Genomic DNA, 14,276 nt, shown 5'->3' on the forward strand with positions numbered 1-14,276 from the left:
CTATCGCCAGGGATGCTGTGCGGGCCCGGAACCGAGGTCTCCCCCGGTCCCGGGCCACGTCACGGACTCAGCCGAGCAGCTTGAGGACCGACTGCGGAGCGGAGTTCGCCTGGGCGAGCATCGAGACGCCGGCCTGCTGCAGGATCTGCGACCGGGTGAAGGACGTCATCTCCTTGGCCATGTCGGTGTCGCGGATGCGGGACTCGGCGGCGGACGCGTTCTCGGCGGCGACGCTGAGGCTGTTGATCGTGTGCTGCAGGCGGTTCTGCACGGCACCGAGGTCGGCACGCTGGCCGGACACGAGGCCCAGGGCGCTGTCGATCGCGGAGAGGGCCGAGTCGGCACCCGACTGCGTCGACACGTCGACACCCTTGCTGATGGAGAACGAGCCCGAGGTGCCACCGGAGAGGACCGTCTTGTCGAACGTGACCACGGCGCCGCCGTTGTCCGCGTTGAACGTGACTGCCTTGGTCGTGTCGTCGTAGGCACCGATGACCGTGCCGGCGGAGTCCTTGACCTTGCCGGTGTCGACCGTGAACGAGCCCTGCACCGGGGTGCCGCTGGTCAGGGTGCCGACGGCGCCCGTGGCGGACGAGGCCTTGGTGGTGTTGCCGAGGCCGAGGGTGGTGGTGTCCGTCTTGGTGATCGACACGGTCAGGTTCTGGCCCGAGTTGGCGCCGACCTGGAACTTGCCGTTGAAGGTGCCGTCCAGCAGGTTCTTGCCGTTGAACTGGGTCGACCCGGAGATGCGGTCGAGCTCACCGGTGAGCTGGGTGACCTCCTTCTGGATGGCCGCGCGGTCCTCGGTGCTGTTCGTGTCGTTGGCACTCTGGACAGCGAGCTGACGCATGCGCTGCAGGATGGAGTGCGTCTCGTTGAGGGCACCTTCAGCGGTCTGGATGAGGCTGATGCCGTCCTGGGCGTTCGCGGTGGCCTGGTTGAGGCCGTTGGTCTGGGCGCGCAGCTTCTCGCTGATCGCCAGGCCGGCAGCGTCGTCCGCGGCCTTGTTGATGCGCAGGCCCGAGGACAGGCGCTCGAGGCTGGTGGACATCGCGTTCTGGGTGGAGCTGAGGTTCCGGTACGCGTTCATCGCCGAAACGTTGGTGTTGATCTGAAGACCCATGATGGTTTCCTCTTCCTTGAATGGGGTCGCGGGCCGTCATCCGTGACGAGCCCGTTTGTCGCTTCCTCAGTGGACCGACACCAGCCTCATCGGCCGGCGACTGACGCACTTGAGGAATTTGCCGAGAAGTTTTCCCGGCAGGTCCTGTGGGGGTTACTGACCGGCGGCGAACCGGTCCACTGCTCCGAGGCGTCCGCCCTGGCGTCCACCCTGGTGGGCGGCTGCCTGCATGGTCTGGCGCTGGCGGTGGCTGGCCCGGCCCGCGATCTCGGCGTAGTACGCGGCGCGACGGCGAGCCACGAGGCCCTCGTCCATCGCCGGGAGCTGGTCGGGGTCGAGGTGGGCGTTCATGCCGTCCTTGAGCATCTTGAGCGCCTCGGTCCGGATCTGCGAGATCCGCGACTCGGTCACCCCGAGCTCGTCGGCGACCTCCTTGAGCGGACGGTCCTCGAAGAACGTGGCGCGGATGACGACGCGCAGGCGCTCGGGGAGGGACTCGACGGCGGCGTCGAGGTAGCTCTCGCGCTCACGCTCGACGACGACGGCCTCGGGTGTCTGGCTGTGGCGCGGAAGCATCGAGTCGGCTCCGGCGTCGACGAGGGCGTCGAGGCGCAGGACCACGGACTGGTGCAGGTCACGGCCGAGCTCGCGGACCTCGTCGACGCTGACCCCCATGTGGGTGGCCAGCTCGCGGTCGTCGGGCTCGCGGCGCAGGGAGCTGGAGAGGACGTCGCGGGCGGCCTCCCGCTCACGGGCCTTGGCGCGCAGGCTGCGGGACGCCCAGTCGAGCGAGCGGAGCTCGTCCAGGAGGGCGCCCTTGATGCGGCGGGCTGCGTACCGGCCGAACGGCACCCCGCGCTCGGGGTCGAAGGACTGCGCCGCAGCAGCAAGGGCTGCCATGCCGGCGGACGTGAGGTCGTCGAGCGTGACGTGCGACGGCAGTCGCACGCTCAACGAACGCACCTCGTAGTGAACGACGGCCAGGTGCTCTCGGCACAGCCTCTCGGCGTCAACGCTCGCCGAACCCCGCTCTCGACATCCAGTAACAGTCACGTTGTAGAGGATGGTGGTGCGACACGAGTGCTTCCAGACACCAGTGGGGCCCACAGCCTCTTCGGCTGAGCAAGGTCAGCCGAAGGGACGACGCGGAAGGTATGCCGTTGGTCAAGAAGTTCCGTGTGGCGGAATACCGACCATGTCGAGGAGCGTCCCGACACCTTCGCGGGCCTCCGGCGCGAGCGTCCGCAGGACCGAAAGTTCGACGAAACACTCACATCGACGTCGACCCGGCCGATGGGGAGGCCGTGATGAAGGTCGACAACGACAAGGCCGCGATGGCCTGCGCCGAGCTCTCGGAGTCCCTGTGGCGGGTCCGGGACCTCCTCGAGCTGCTCGCCTACCGCGTCGAGGTGCAGCGTGCCCTCGTCGAGACCGGCCGGGCCACCTGGATCGCCCGCTCCACCCGTGAGGTGGACCAGCTGCTCCAGCAGATCCGCACCGCCGAGCTCATGCGCGCCATCGAGACCGCGCCCGCCGCCCAGGCCCTCATGCTCTCGGACGACGCCTCCTTGGGGGAGATCGCCGCAGCAGCGCCGGCTCCCTGGGACCACGTGATCGCCGAGCACCGCCACGCCCTGCTCGAGGCCACCAGCGACCTCACCCAGGCTGCGCTGGCCAACCGCGACCTGCTCGCCAACGGCGCCCGGGCTGTCGAGGACGTCCTCGCCCAGTTCTCCGGACCGCACACCTCGTCGACGTACAGCGCGGCGGGCACCCCCGAGCACGACCCCACCCGCCGCCTGTTCGACCAGAGCTCCTGAGGGCATGATGACCACGATGACCACCGCACCCCGCCCCCACGCCACGGAGCTCGCCACCATCCGGCTCCACGAGGGCCTGGTCGGGTTCCCGGACACCGAGTCCTACAGCGTCATCGGTGGCGACGGCGGGGTCTTCGAGCTCGCGCCGGTCGACGGAGCGGGTCCGACGTTCGTGGCGGCCGTGGCCGGCTTCTTCTTCCCGGACTACCACCCGGTCCTGGACGACGTGACCGCCCAGCGGCTGGACCTCAGCGATGCAGATGATGCCCTGGTGCTCGTGATCGTTACTGTGGGCTCTGACATCAGTGCGGCGTACGGCAACCTGTTCGCTCCGGTCGTGGTCAACACACGCACCGGCGCGGCCGAGCAGGTCGTCCTCAGCGGGCAGGACTTCCCGCTGCGGGCTCCTCTCGTGGCGGCCGCCGCGGGTCACTGACCCGCCGCACACAGCCGTCGACCATGGCCTGAGAAGGCCGAGGAAGGAGCCGGGACGTGCTCGTGCTCAGTCGCCGCCCGCAGGAAAGCTTCCGCATCGGTCACGACATCGTCATCACGGTGCTCGAGGTCAGCGGCGACAAGGTCCGCATCGGCATCGACGCCCCGTCGCACGTCCAGGTGCACCGCCAGGAGGTCTACCTCGAGGTGCAGAAGGCCAACCTCGAGGCCGCGTCCGCGTCGCCGTCAGCCGCTGCCGACCTCGCGGCCGCGATCCGCGGACAGTCCGCGCCGGCCGCGGAGGCGGCTCCCGAGCCCGACGAGCCCGACGGCACGGACTGCCCGACGGCCTGACCGCCTGACCCCGGCGCACCACCCGCGTATGGCGCGGGCGCGCCATACGCGCACGCTCCGCTCGCACCGGCCACCACCACGGACAGGTATGCCGCCTGCTCGCCCCCGCGCGCAACCTCCCTGCCCGCGGCACCTACCAGCCGACGATCAGCTCGACCTGCGCATGCGGCGGCCGAGCGGGTCACCTGGAGCGCTGCCAGCCAGCTGGTCGTCGGCCGGTCGTGGCCGGCCACCACGACGGACAGGTGAGCCGCCTGCTCGCCCCCGCGCCATACCTCCCCGCTCGCCCGGCCTCTTTGGGGCTCGGGGCCAGTAGGGCACCGGGCTCGCCGGACACTACGTCACTGACCACGATCTGTGAGCAGTGACGTAGTGTCCGCGCTCCCCCTCCCCTGCTCGCCCCCCGCGCGCTGGGACGAGCAGGCGGGTACCGACCTCAGCGCACGCCGTAGAGGTGCTCCAGGGCCAGCTGGTCGAGGTGCTCGAACGCCATGCCCCTGCGCCCGGCCTCCTCGGGGTCGAAGCTGTCGTCCCGCAGGGACGCGACGCGTTCCCCCGCGGCGAGGGTGGGGGTGGACAGCTCGTCCACCCGGGCCGCCTGCAGGGCCGCCTGCACCTCGAGGTCGGCGCGGAACGCCCGCGACTTGTCCCTCAGGATCAGGTAGTTGCGCATGCAGCCCGCAGCCGAGGCCCAGACACCGGCCATGTCCTCGGTGCGCGGCGGCTTGAAGTCGAAGTGCCGCGGACCGTCGTAGCCGCCCTGCTCGACGGTGTCGACCGTCCAGAACGCCCCGCGCGCGTTGCCGGCCCCGAACCGCAGGTCCTGGTCGAAGCGCGGGCCGTGCTGGCCGTTGAGGTCGAGGTGGAAGAGCTTGCCGTGCCACAGGGCCTGGGCGATGCCGTGGGCGTAGTTGAGGCCGGCCATCTCCTCGTGCCCGACCTCGGGGTTGAGGCCGACGAGGTCGGAGTGCTCGAGCTCGTCGATGAACGCGAGGGCGTGCCCGATGGTGGGCAGGAGGATGTCGCCACGCGGCTCGTTCGGCTTGGGCTCGAGGGCGAAGCGCAGGTCGTAGCCCTGCTCCACGACGTAGTCGCCGAGGACGTCGAAGGCCTCCTTGTAGCGGTCCAGCGCAGCGCGCACGTCCTTGGCGGCCCCGGACTCGGCGCCCTCGCGGCCGCCCCACGCCACGAAGGTCTGCGCACCCAGCTCGACCGCGAGGTCGATGTTGTCGGCGACCTTGCGGATCGCGAACCGCCGCACGTCCCGGTCGTTGTTGGTGAAGCCGCCGTCGCGGAAGACGGGGTGGGAGAACAGGTTCGTCGTGACCATCGGCACCTGCAGGCCCGTGGCGTCCAGCGCCTCCCGGAACGGCTTGAGGCGGGCGAGGCGCTCACTCGCCGAGCTGCCGAACGGGATGACGTCGTCGTCGTGGAAGGTGATGCCGTACGCGCCGAGCTCGCTCAGCCGGTGCACCGCCTCGGCCGGGTCGAGCGGCGGGCGCACTGCGCCGCCGAAGACGTCGACGCCCTCCCAGCCGACCGTCCAGAGGCCGAACGAGAACTTGTCCTCGCGGGTCGGGGTGAAGTCGTTCATGCCTGCGTCCCTTCGTCGGTGGTGCCGGTGCCGTCGGTACCGGTGCCGGTGCTGGTCCCTCGGGTGTCGTCGGTGCCCGAGCTGAACGCGGCGTCGAACGCCGCGGCCGGTGGCTCGAACGCATACCGGCGCACGAACTCCACCGCCTCGGCGGCCCCGACCAGCCGGTCCATCCCGGCGTCCTCCCACTCGACCGAGATCGGTCCGGCGTAGCCGATCGCGCCGAGCGTGCGGAAGCAGTCCTCCCACGGGACGTCGCCGTGGCCGGTCGACACGAAGTCCCACCCGCGGCGGGGGTCGTTCCAGGGCAGGTGCGAGGACAGCCGGCCGTTGCGGCCGTTGCCGACCCGCTTGCGGACGTCCTTGCAGTCGACGTGGTAGATCCGGTCCTGGAAGTCCCAGATGAAGGCCGCCGGGTCGAGGTCCTGCCACACCATGTGCGACGGGTCCCAGTTGAGGCCGAACGCCGGGCGGTGCCCGATGGCCTCCAGCGTCCGCACGGTGGTCCAGTGGTCGTAGGCGATCTCGCTCGGGTGCACCTCGTGGGCGAACCGCACCCCCACCTCGTCGTAGACGTCGAGGATCGGGTTCCACCGGTCGGCGAAGTCCTGGTAGCCCGCCTCGATCGTCTCGGCCGACACGGGCGGGAACATCGCGACGTACTTCCAGATCGCCGAGCCGGTGAAACCGATGACGGTGTCGACCCCGAGCTTCGCCGCGGCCCGGGCCGTGTCGGCCATCCGGGTGGCCGCCCGCTTCCGCACGCCCTCGGGGTCGCCGTCGCCCCAGACCGAGGCCGGCAGGATGTCGCGGTGCCGCTGGTCGATGGGGTCGTCGCAGACCGCCTGGCCCACGAGGTGGTTGGAGATGGCCCAGACGCCGAGCCCGTGCCGCTCGAGGATCTCCCGCCGCCCGGCGACGTAGTCGTCCTCGGCCAGCGCCCGGTCGACCTCGAAGTGGTCACCCCAGCAGGCGATCTCGAGGCCGTCGTACCCCCACGACGCAGCAAGGCGGCAGACCTCCTCGAAGGGCAGGTCGGCCCACTGTCCGGTGAACAGGGTGATCGGTCGTGCCATTCGGTCCTCCAGCGGTCGGGATGGTGGTCAGGTCGGCGGGGCGACGGCGTCCGGTGCCACGGGCGCCATACGGGCGGGGTGCGGTCGGGGTCCGTAGAATCCGGTGCCACGTCCTGCTGCAGAGAGTCGGGCGGAAGCCGGTTCCCGGCCGGGGCGCCGCTGCAACGGCACACCCCGGCCGGGAACCGGTGTGGTCAGCCGCGCAGGGCGGCCATGTTGTCGTAGCTGATCTTCGCGAGCGCGAGCGACTGGCCGGGGTTGGCCACCCCTCCCGGGGCAGTGTCCTGCTCCCACATCGGGTTGTGCGAGCCCTTTGCGCCCACCCGTCGCAGGAACGTCGCGTAGTCGATGTCGCCGGTCCCGAACGGCACCATGTCGTAGCCGTTCGCGGTGCCCGGGTTGACCTTGCCGTCCTTGGCGTGGAACAGCGGGAACCGCTTCGTCTGTGCCGCGACCACCGCGGCCGGGTCGAAGACCGACGTGACCGTCGTCCCGTCCGCGGCCGTGTATGCGGTGTGCTTGTACTTCGCGACGTGGGCCCAGTAGATGTCCATCTCGAGGAAGACGTTCTTGGGGTCGGTGTTGGCCAGGAAGTACTCGAGGCGACGGATGCCGGAGGACCGCGTCGGACGACCCTGCGCGTCGAGCGGCCCGCTGTCCAGCAGGAAGCTGTAGGCGATGTCATGGTTGTGCGTGTAGAGCTTGAGCCCGTGGGTGGCGGCCCGTGCGCCGAGGACGTCCCAGCGCTCGGCCGCTGCGGCCCAGTCCGCGACGTAGGCGCTGCCGGTCGGGTCGCTGCCCGTGCCGATGTGCCCCATCCCGAGGATGTTCGCGACCTCGCACGCCGCGTCGAACGCCGCCAGCGTCGTGTCCGTGATCGTCCCCGGGACGCTGCCGTGGTTGCCCTCGGCCTCGAGCCCGTTGTCATCCAGCCAGGTGCGCAGCAGCTGTGCGCCGGCCACCGTGTTGACGTTTCCGCCGGGCGCGTTGGCGTGCTGGTTGAACCCGGCGAACTCGATCTGCCGGTAGCCGATCCGCGACAGCTCCTCGAGCACGGCCTTGAAGCCGGAGGCGTAGGGGGAGGTCGCCGGGTCGCGGGAGATGGCGTCGCGCACCGTGTAGAGGATGATCCCGCGCCTGGGGGCGGGGATGAGCAGTCCGTTCGCGGCGCTCGCCGGGCCGGCGAGGGGGATCGCCGAGGCGGTCGCCGCAGCGGCGGCCATGCCGGTGGTGGCGGCGAGGAACTGTCGGCGGTTGAGGCCGAGTCCCTTGACCAGGCCGAGCGGATTGACGTCGTTGTCGGTGTTCATGTTGCTCCTTCGTCACTGCAATGACAGGGATACAGGGGGTGCACGGTGGGTCGAGCGGTCCGGCGCGGGGCTCCTCTCTGGTGGACGAGGTGGCCTCCTGATGTGCGGGTCAGGGGCCGACCTCGGGCGGGTCGATGGGCGTCCACGCGGCACCGCTGGCCGCGCTGGTCTCGACGGCTGCGAGCACCCGCTGGATGCCCAGGCCGTCCGCGAACGACGGCGACGGGTCGCGGCCCTCCGCGATGGCCGCGAGCAGGTCTGCCGCCTGGTGGGTGAAGCCGTGCTCGTAGCCGAGCCCGTGTCCGGGCGGCCACCAGGCCGCGACATACGGGTGGGTCTCCTCGGTGACCAGGACGCGGGTGAAGCCGGACCGCGGGCCGGGGGCGGTGGCGTCGTGGACGTGAAGGACGTTCATGTCCTCGAAGTCGAAGCTCAGGCTGCCGTGGGAGCCGTTGATCTCGACGCGGATGCTGTTCTTGCGGCCGGTCGCGAAGCGGGTCGCCTCGAACGTCGCCAGGGCTCCTCCGCTGAACCGGCCGATGAAGATGGCGGCGTCGTCGACGGTGACCTGGCCGCGGCCCTCCCCGACCTCGGCCGACAGTCCATGGACGGCGCCGGGCAGCGGCCGCTCCTTGACGAACGTCTCGGTCAGCGCGCTCACCCCTGTGAGCCGCTCCCCCGTGATGAACTGCGTGAGGTCGACGACGTGGGCACCCACGTCACCCAGCGCCCCGGACCCGGCGCGCTCCTTCTGCAGCCGCCAGGTCAGGGGCGACTCGGGGTCGACGAGCCAGTCCTGCAGGTACTGCGCGCGGACGTGGCGCACCTCGCCGAGCAGCCCCTCCTCGACCAGCTGACGGGCGTAGGCGACGGCCGGGACACGTCGGTAGGTGAACCCCACCATCGAGCGAACTCCCTTGGCCCTGGCGCACTCCGCCGCGCGGGCCATGGCCACGGCCTCCTCGACCGAGTTGGCCAGCGGCTTCTCGCAGAGGACGTGCTTGCCGGCCTCGAGCGCGGCGATGGCGATCTCGGCGTGGGTGTCGCCGGGGGTGCAGATGTCGACGAGGTCGACGTCGTCGCGGGCGATCAGGGCCCGCCAGTCGGTCTCGACGTGGGCCCAGTCGAAGCGACGGGCCATGTCCGCGGCGGCGCCCGCGTCCCGGCCACCGAGGGCGACGAGGTGCGGGGTGAGCTGCGGGTCGAAGAAGCTGCGGGCGTTGCGCCACCCCTGCGAGTGGGCCTGGCCCATGAAGGAGTAGCCGATCAGGCCGATGCCGAGGGCCCCGCGCTGCGTGGGTGTGGTCGTTTCAGTGGACATGGAGCACCTTCCGCCGGGTCGCGGTCGTGTCGAGGTGGTGGGTCGTGGTGCCCGTCGCCCATGAGGACAGGGGACGGGCACCACCGCCCGGAGCGAGCTGGGTCAGGACTTGAAGCCCAGCGGCAGGTACTTCTCGACGTTCTCCTTGTTGACCACGGGGGCGTTGAGGACGATGCGGCGCGGGACCTCGACCTGGACCAGGTCGGACAGACCCTTCTGCTGGACCAGCAGGCGCGCGAGGCGGACACCGTCGGCGGCCTGGGTCGGCGGGTAGATGACCGTGGCCTCCATCTTGCCCTCCTTGATCCACTGCATGGCGTTCGAGGAGCCGGCCCCACCGATGAAGGCGAACTCGTGGCGGTTGGCGTTGTCGAAGGCCTGCATGACGCCGATGCCCTGGTCGTCGTCGTGGTTCCAGATGATGTCGATCTTCTTGGCTGCCTGCAGGAGGTTGGACGCCTCCTTCTCACCGGACTCCACGGTGAACTGCGCGGCCACGCGGTTGTCGACGGTCTGGCCGCAGGCCTTCAGCGCGTCGGCGAAGCCCTTGCTGCGGTCCTGGGTCAGCGGCAGGGCGTCGATGCCGGCGATCTCGGCGATGACGGGGTTGCTGAGGTTCTTGTCCTTGACCAGCTTGCAGGCGTAGGTGCCGGCGCTGACGCCCATGCCGTAGTTGTCACCGAGCACCGTGGTGCGGGCGGCGAACGGGCTGGAGAACTCGCGGTCGACGTTGACGACCTGGATGCCGGCGTTCATCGCCTTGGTCGCGACCTCGGTCAGCGCGGCGCCGTCGGTGGGCAGCAGGACGATCGCGTCGACCTTGTCGTTGATGAAGGTCTCGATCTGGGAGATCTGCAGGCTGGCGTCGTTCGTGCCCTCGGCGACCTTGAACTCGACGTCGCTGTACTTCTTCGCCTCGGCCTTGGCCGCGGAGTTGATGGCACCGAGCCAGCCATGGTCGGCCGCCGGGCCGGAGAAGCCGATGACGACCTTCTCGCCGGGGGCGTCGTTGTCGCTGGCCGCCTTGGCCGGGCCGGAGGCGGCGGCGTTCTGGGTGTCGGGCTCGTTGCTCGTGCAGCCAACGGCGAACAGGCCGACGATGCCGAGCGCGGCGACGGTCTTGAGTGGACGGGAGGCGGTGCGGGTACGCGTGCGGAACATCGTTGTTCTCCTTGCAGAGCGGAGTGGGTGCCGGGTGGCGGTGTGCGAGGTGCTGGTCATTCGAGGTGCTGGTGGTTCGAAGGTGCTGGTGGTTCGAAGGTGCTGGTGGCGTGGAGCGGGCGGGCAGAGGGGTATGGCGCGTGCGTCGGTCGGGTGCGGAGGGTCAGGGAGCTCGGTGGCGGGCCGCGACCCGCTGCTGCAACAGCACGGCGGCGACGATGATCAGGCCCTTGGCGACGTTCTGCGTCGACGTGTCGAGGTTGTTGAGGGTGAAGACGTTGGTCAGCGTGTTGAAGATGAGGACGCCGAAGACGGTGCCGACGATGGTGCCGCGGCCGCCGCTGAGGAGCGTGCCGCCGATGACGACCGCGGCGATGGCGTCGAGCTCCCACAGCGAGCCGTGGGTCGACGTGCCTGTGGTCGTGCGCGCCATGATCATGACCGCGGCCACGCCGCAGGCGACGCCGAGGAGGACGTAGAGGTACATCGTCTGGCGCTGCACCTTGATGCCGGCGAGGCGGGCCGCCTCGGGGTTCCCGCCGACCGCGAGAGTGCGACGGCCGAAGGTCGTGCGGTTGAGCAGCAGCCACCCGGCGACGGCCACGAGGGCGAAGATGATGACGAGCACCGGGATGCCGAGGAGCCGGCCGTTGAAGAAGTCGACGAAGCCGCGGTCGCTGACGATCTGGGTGCGGCGCTGGGCGATGATCTCGGCCAGGCCGCGGGCCGCCGCCAGCATGGCGAGGGTGACGATGAAGGGGGCGATGCGGGCGTAGGCGATGAGGACCCCGTTGACCAACCCGCACGCGGCACCGACCACGATCGCGGTGAAGACCATGACGATCCAGTGCGTGTCGGCAGCCATCTGCTGGGTGGCCAGGGTCGTGGCCCACACCGACGCCAGCGCAGCGATGGCTCCCACGGACAGGTCGATGCCGCCGCCGCTGATGACGAAGGTCATGCCGATGCTCACGACGCCGATGACCGATGCGAGCCGCAGGATCGTCAGCGCGTTGTCGATGCTGGCGAACCGGTCGCCGGCCGTGGCGACGCCGACGATGCACAGGATCACCAGGGCGATGACGAGGCCGAGGTTGCGGCCCGCGGCTCCGCCGAGCAGCGAGGCCAGGGGGCCGGACCGGCCGGAGGAGCCGACCTCCGCCGCGGGGGCGGACGTTCCCTGACGTGGCGTCCCCTCGCGTGCGGGGTCGGGAGTGGTGGTCGTCGAGTCGAGGCTCACGCCGCGTCTCCTCTCATGATGATGTCGAGCACTGCGTGTTCGTTGATGTCGTCGGCTGGACCCTCGTGCAGGACGCTGCCCTCGCCGATGACGAGGACGCGGTCGGAGAGCCCGAGGACCTCCTCGATCTCGCTGGAGACGACCACGACGGCGACACCGTCGTCGGCGAGGCGGCGGACGAGGGCGTAGATCTCGGACCGGGCGCCCACGTCGACACCTCGCGTGGGCTCGTCGAGCAGCAGGACCCGGCAGCCACGAAGGAGCCAGCGGGCCAGGACGACCTTCTGCTGGTTGCCTCCCGAGAGCGTGCGCATCTCGCGGTGGATCCCGGCGGGCCTGACGTCGAGGCTGCGCACCTGGGCCTCGGCCGCACGGTCCTCGGCGTCGTGGTCGAGGAAGCCGCCACGGGCGAACCGCGTCAGGCTCGCCATGCTGATGTTCCGGGCGACGGTGTCGCCGAGCAGGAGGGCCTGGCTCTTGCGCTCCTCGGGGCACAGCCCGATCCCGGCCTGCACGGCCGAGCCCACCGAGCCGTTGCGCAGCTGCCTGCCGTCGACCTCGACCGTGCCGGTCTGCGCCTTGCGGGCACCGAACACCGTCTCGATGATCTCGGACCGGCCGGCGCCGACGAGACCGGCGAGGCCGAGCACCTCGCCGGGACGGACCTCGAAGCTCACGTCGGCGAACTCGCCGGTGCGACCCAGGCCTTGGACCCGGAGCAGGGGCTCGGCGTCGGGGACGCCGGGGCGGGGCGGGAACACGTACTCGATCGAGCGACCCGTCATCAGTCGGATGACCTCGGCGGTCGGCGTCTCCTTGGCGGGCAGTCCCGTCGCCACGGTGCGGCCGTCCTTGAGGACCGTGACCCGGTCGCCGATGGTGCGGATCTCCTCGAGGCGGTGGGAGATGTAGACGACGGCCACGCCCTCGGCCGTGAGGTCGCGGATGACGTGGAACAGCCGCTGCACCTCGCCGCCGTCGAGGACCGCGGACGGCTCGTCCATGATGATGAGGCGGGCCTCGTGCGACAGGGCCCGCGCCATGCTCACGATCTGCTGTCCTGCGGCGGAGAGCGTGCCGACCTCGGCGGAGGGGGAGATCTCGGGGTGCCCGAGCCGGCGCAGCAGGGCAGCCGCCTCCCGGGCGGACCGGCGGCGCTGCGAGAAGCCGAACCGGGTCTGCTCGTGCCCGAGGAAGATGTTCTCGGCCACGGTGAGGCCCTCGACGAGGTCGAGCTCCTGGTAGATCGTCGCGATGCCGAGGTCCATGGCGGCCTGCGGGTGGCCCAGACGGATCTCCTCGCCGTTCCAGGAGATGGTGCCCTCGTCGGGCTGGTGGACCCCGGCGAGCACCTTGATGAGGGTCGACTTGCCCGCGCCGTTCTGGCCGAGGAGGCAGTGCACCTCGCCGGGCCGCACGTCGAGGTCGACGCCGCCCAGGGCGAGCACACCCGGGAAACGCTTCACGATGTCGGCCATCACCAGCAGGGGTGAGGCGCCGTTGCCTCGGTTCATGGTCGGGACGCTAGACCCACTTTTGCATGCAGGTCAAGCAAAAGTCTCGTCGGATTCCGAAGGATCTGGTCGGTGTGCCTGAAGAAGTCTGCTGTGCTTCACTACTTCCGTGAACAGCGCCGGCCCCCTCACGACGGTCACCGCACCGTCCGGGGCGGGCGACCTGCTCCAGCTGATGCGTGACGGAACCCCCCGCACGCGGGCCGAGCTCATCGCCCTCACCGGGCTGGCGCGGTCGACCGTCGGCGCCCGCGTGGACGCCCTCCTCGGCATCGGCCTGCTGACGCCCTCGGGCGAGGCGGCGAGCACGGGCGGACGCCCTCCGGCGCGCTTCGCGTTCAACCCCGAGGCCCGCGTCGTCCTCGGCGCCGACATCGGTGCCACGCACGCCCTCGTGGCGCTCACCGACCTCAGCGGACGCGTCATCGCCGAGAAGGCTGAGGCCATCGACATCACCGAGGGACCGGTCGTCGTCCTCGACTGGCTGGTCCGCACCGGGCGCGCCCTCATGCGCTCGGCCGGGCGCCGTCGCAACGAGCTCGTCGGGGTCGGCATCGGGCTCCCCGGGCCGGTCGAGCACTCGACGGGACGCCCCGCGTCCCCGCCGATCATGCCCGGCTGGGACGGGTACGACGTCCCCACCCACGTGTCGGCCGGACTCGGCGGACCGGTGCTGGTCGACAACGACGTCAACATCATGGCGCTCGGCGAGCACGCCACCATCTACCCGGGCGTCGAGCACCTCGTCTTCGTCAAGGTCGCGACCGGTATCGGCGCGGGCATCGTCTCCGGCGGCCGGCTCCACCGCGGCGCCCAGGGCTCGGCCGGGGACCTCGGCCACGTGGCCGCGCCCCACGGCGGGGACGTCCTCTGCACGTGCGGCAACGTGGGCTGCCTGGAAGCCGTGGCCAGCGGCCCGGCGATCGTGAAAGCCCTGCGCGCACAAGGGATCGAGGCCACGGACAGCCGGGGCCTCATCGCCCTGGTGAAGGGCGGCGACATGGCCGCTGCTGCCGCGATCCGCCAGGCAGGACGCGAGATCGGTGAGGTGCTGGCGACCTGCGTCAGCATGCTCAACCCGTCGGTCATCGTGGTCGGCGGGATCCTCGCCCAGTCGGCCGAGAGCCTCCTCGCCGGGGTCCGGGAGGTGGTCTACGGCCGCTCGTTGCCGCTGGCCACCGGCAACCTCCAGATCGTGGCCGCCCGCACCGGTGACCACGCCGGTGTGATCGGCGCGGCCACCATGGTGATCCAGCACGTGCTGTCGGCCGAGCAGGTCGAGCAGTACCTCCAGACCACCGCTTCCTGAGACGGCGCCCGCGGAGGTC

13 protein-coding genes are annotated in these 14,276 nt (G+C 70.7%); 4 read left to right on the top strand and 9 right to left on the bottom strand.

From position 1 onward, the window contains the following. Positions 1–67: 67 nt before the first annotated feature. On the bottom strand, positions 68–1,123 hold the full coding sequence (locus tag ACYVKF_RS08285) for a flagellin N-terminal helical domain-containing protein (RefSeq protein WP_056915858.1): 1,056 nt from the start codon (positions 1,121–1,123) through the stop codon (positions 68–70). A gap of 153 nt (positions 1,124–1,276) precedes the next feature. After that, positions 1,277–2,230, bottom strand: coding sequence for a sigma-70 family RNA polymerase sigma factor (locus ACYVKF_RS08290; RefSeq protein ID WP_460966106.1), 954 nt, complete (start codon positions 2,228–2,230; stop codon positions 1,277–1,279). 200 nt (positions 2,231–2,430) lie between these two features. Between ACYVKF_RS08290 and flgN the strand changes: the two genes are divergently transcribed. Genes flgN through csrA form a run of 3 tightly spaced genes read left to right on the top strand, consistent with a single transcriptional unit; the run spans position 2,431 to position 3,732 of the window. Then, complete coding sequence (flgN, locus tag ACYVKF_RS08295) at positions 2,431–2,943, top strand: flagellar export chaperone FlgN (protein WP_056915859.1); 513 nt, start codon at positions 2,431–2,433, stop codon at positions 2,941–2,943. A gap of 16 nt (positions 2,944–2,959) precedes the next feature. After that, positions 2,960–3,379 carry a flagellar assembly protein FliW gene (gene fliW, locus ACYVKF_RS08300; protein WP_162254761.1) on the top strand — a complete coding sequence of 140 codons (420 nt, stop codon included), beginning with the start codon at positions 2,960–2,962 and terminating at the stop codon, positions 3,377–3,379. 56 nt (positions 3,380–3,435) lie between these two features. After that, positions 3,436–3,732 carry a carbon storage regulator CsrA gene (gene csrA / locus ACYVKF_RS08305; RefSeq protein WP_460966107.1) on the top strand — a complete coding sequence of 99 codons (297 nt, stop codon included), beginning with the start codon at positions 3,436–3,438 and terminating at the stop codon, positions 3,730–3,732. Between the two features lie 436 nt (positions 3,733–4,168). On the opposite strand, the gene xylA is transcribed toward csrA, so the two are convergent. From xylA to ACYVKF_RS08340, 7 genes are all read right to left on the bottom strand, one after another. Then, on the bottom strand, positions 4,169–5,326 hold the full coding sequence (gene xylA, locus ACYVKF_RS08310) for a xylose isomerase (protein ID WP_460966108.1): 1,158 nt from the start codon (positions 5,324–5,326) through the stop codon (positions 4,169–4,171). Continuing rightward, on the bottom strand, positions 5,323–6,402 hold the full coding sequence (locus ACYVKF_RS08315) for a sugar phosphate isomerase/epimerase family protein (protein WP_460966109.1): 1,080 nt from the start codon (positions 6,400–6,402) through the stop codon (positions 5,323–5,325). The genes xylA and ACYVKF_RS08315 overlap by 4 nt, the downstream gene beginning before the upstream one ends. Positions 6,403–6,596: 194 nt before the next feature. Beyond that, entirely contained in the window at positions 6,597–7,712 is a 1,116-nt protein-coding gene (locus ACYVKF_RS08320; RefSeq protein ID WP_460966110.1) for a sugar phosphate isomerase/epimerase family protein, read from the bottom strand. Between the two features lie 109 nt (positions 7,713–7,821). Continuing rightward, complete coding sequence (locus tag ACYVKF_RS08325) at positions 7,822–9,033, bottom strand: Gfo/Idh/MocA family protein (RefSeq protein ID WP_460966111.1); 1,212 nt, start codon at positions 9,031–9,033, stop codon at positions 7,822–7,824. A 102-nt stretch (positions 9,034–9,135) separates the two neighbouring features. Continuing rightward, the gene (locus tag ACYVKF_RS08330; RefSeq protein WP_460966112.1) at positions 9,136–10,194 is read right to left on the bottom strand and encodes a substrate-binding domain-containing protein; all 1,059 of its coding nucleotides are present in this window, start codon (positions 10,192–10,194) and stop codon (positions 9,136–9,138) included. A 163-nt stretch (positions 10,195–10,357) separates the two neighbouring features. Continuing rightward, the gene (locus ACYVKF_RS08335; RefSeq protein ID WP_460966113.1) at positions 10,358–11,434 is read right to left on the bottom strand and encodes an ABC transporter permease; all 1,077 of its coding nucleotides are present in this window, start codon (positions 11,432–11,434) and stop codon (positions 10,358–10,360) included. Next, the gene (locus ACYVKF_RS08340) at positions 11,431–12,948 is read right to left on the bottom strand and encodes a sugar ABC transporter ATP-binding protein (RefSeq protein ID WP_460966114.1); all 1,518 of its coding nucleotides are present in this window, start codon (positions 12,946–12,948) and stop codon (positions 11,431–11,433) included. The genes ACYVKF_RS08335 and ACYVKF_RS08340 overlap by 4 nt, the downstream gene beginning before the upstream one ends. Before the next feature lie 175 nt (positions 12,949–13,123). Between ACYVKF_RS08340 and ACYVKF_RS08345 the strand changes: the two genes are divergently transcribed. Continuing rightward, positions 13,124–14,257 (top strand): ROK family protein, encoded by a 1,134-nt coding sequence (locus tag ACYVKF_RS08345; protein ID WP_460966915.1) that lies wholly within the window; start codon positions 13,124–13,126, stop codon positions 14,255–14,257. The last annotated feature ends 19 nt before the right edge of the window (positions 14,258–14,276 follow it).

The sequence above is a fragment of the Pedococcus soli genome (assembly GCF_054782575.1).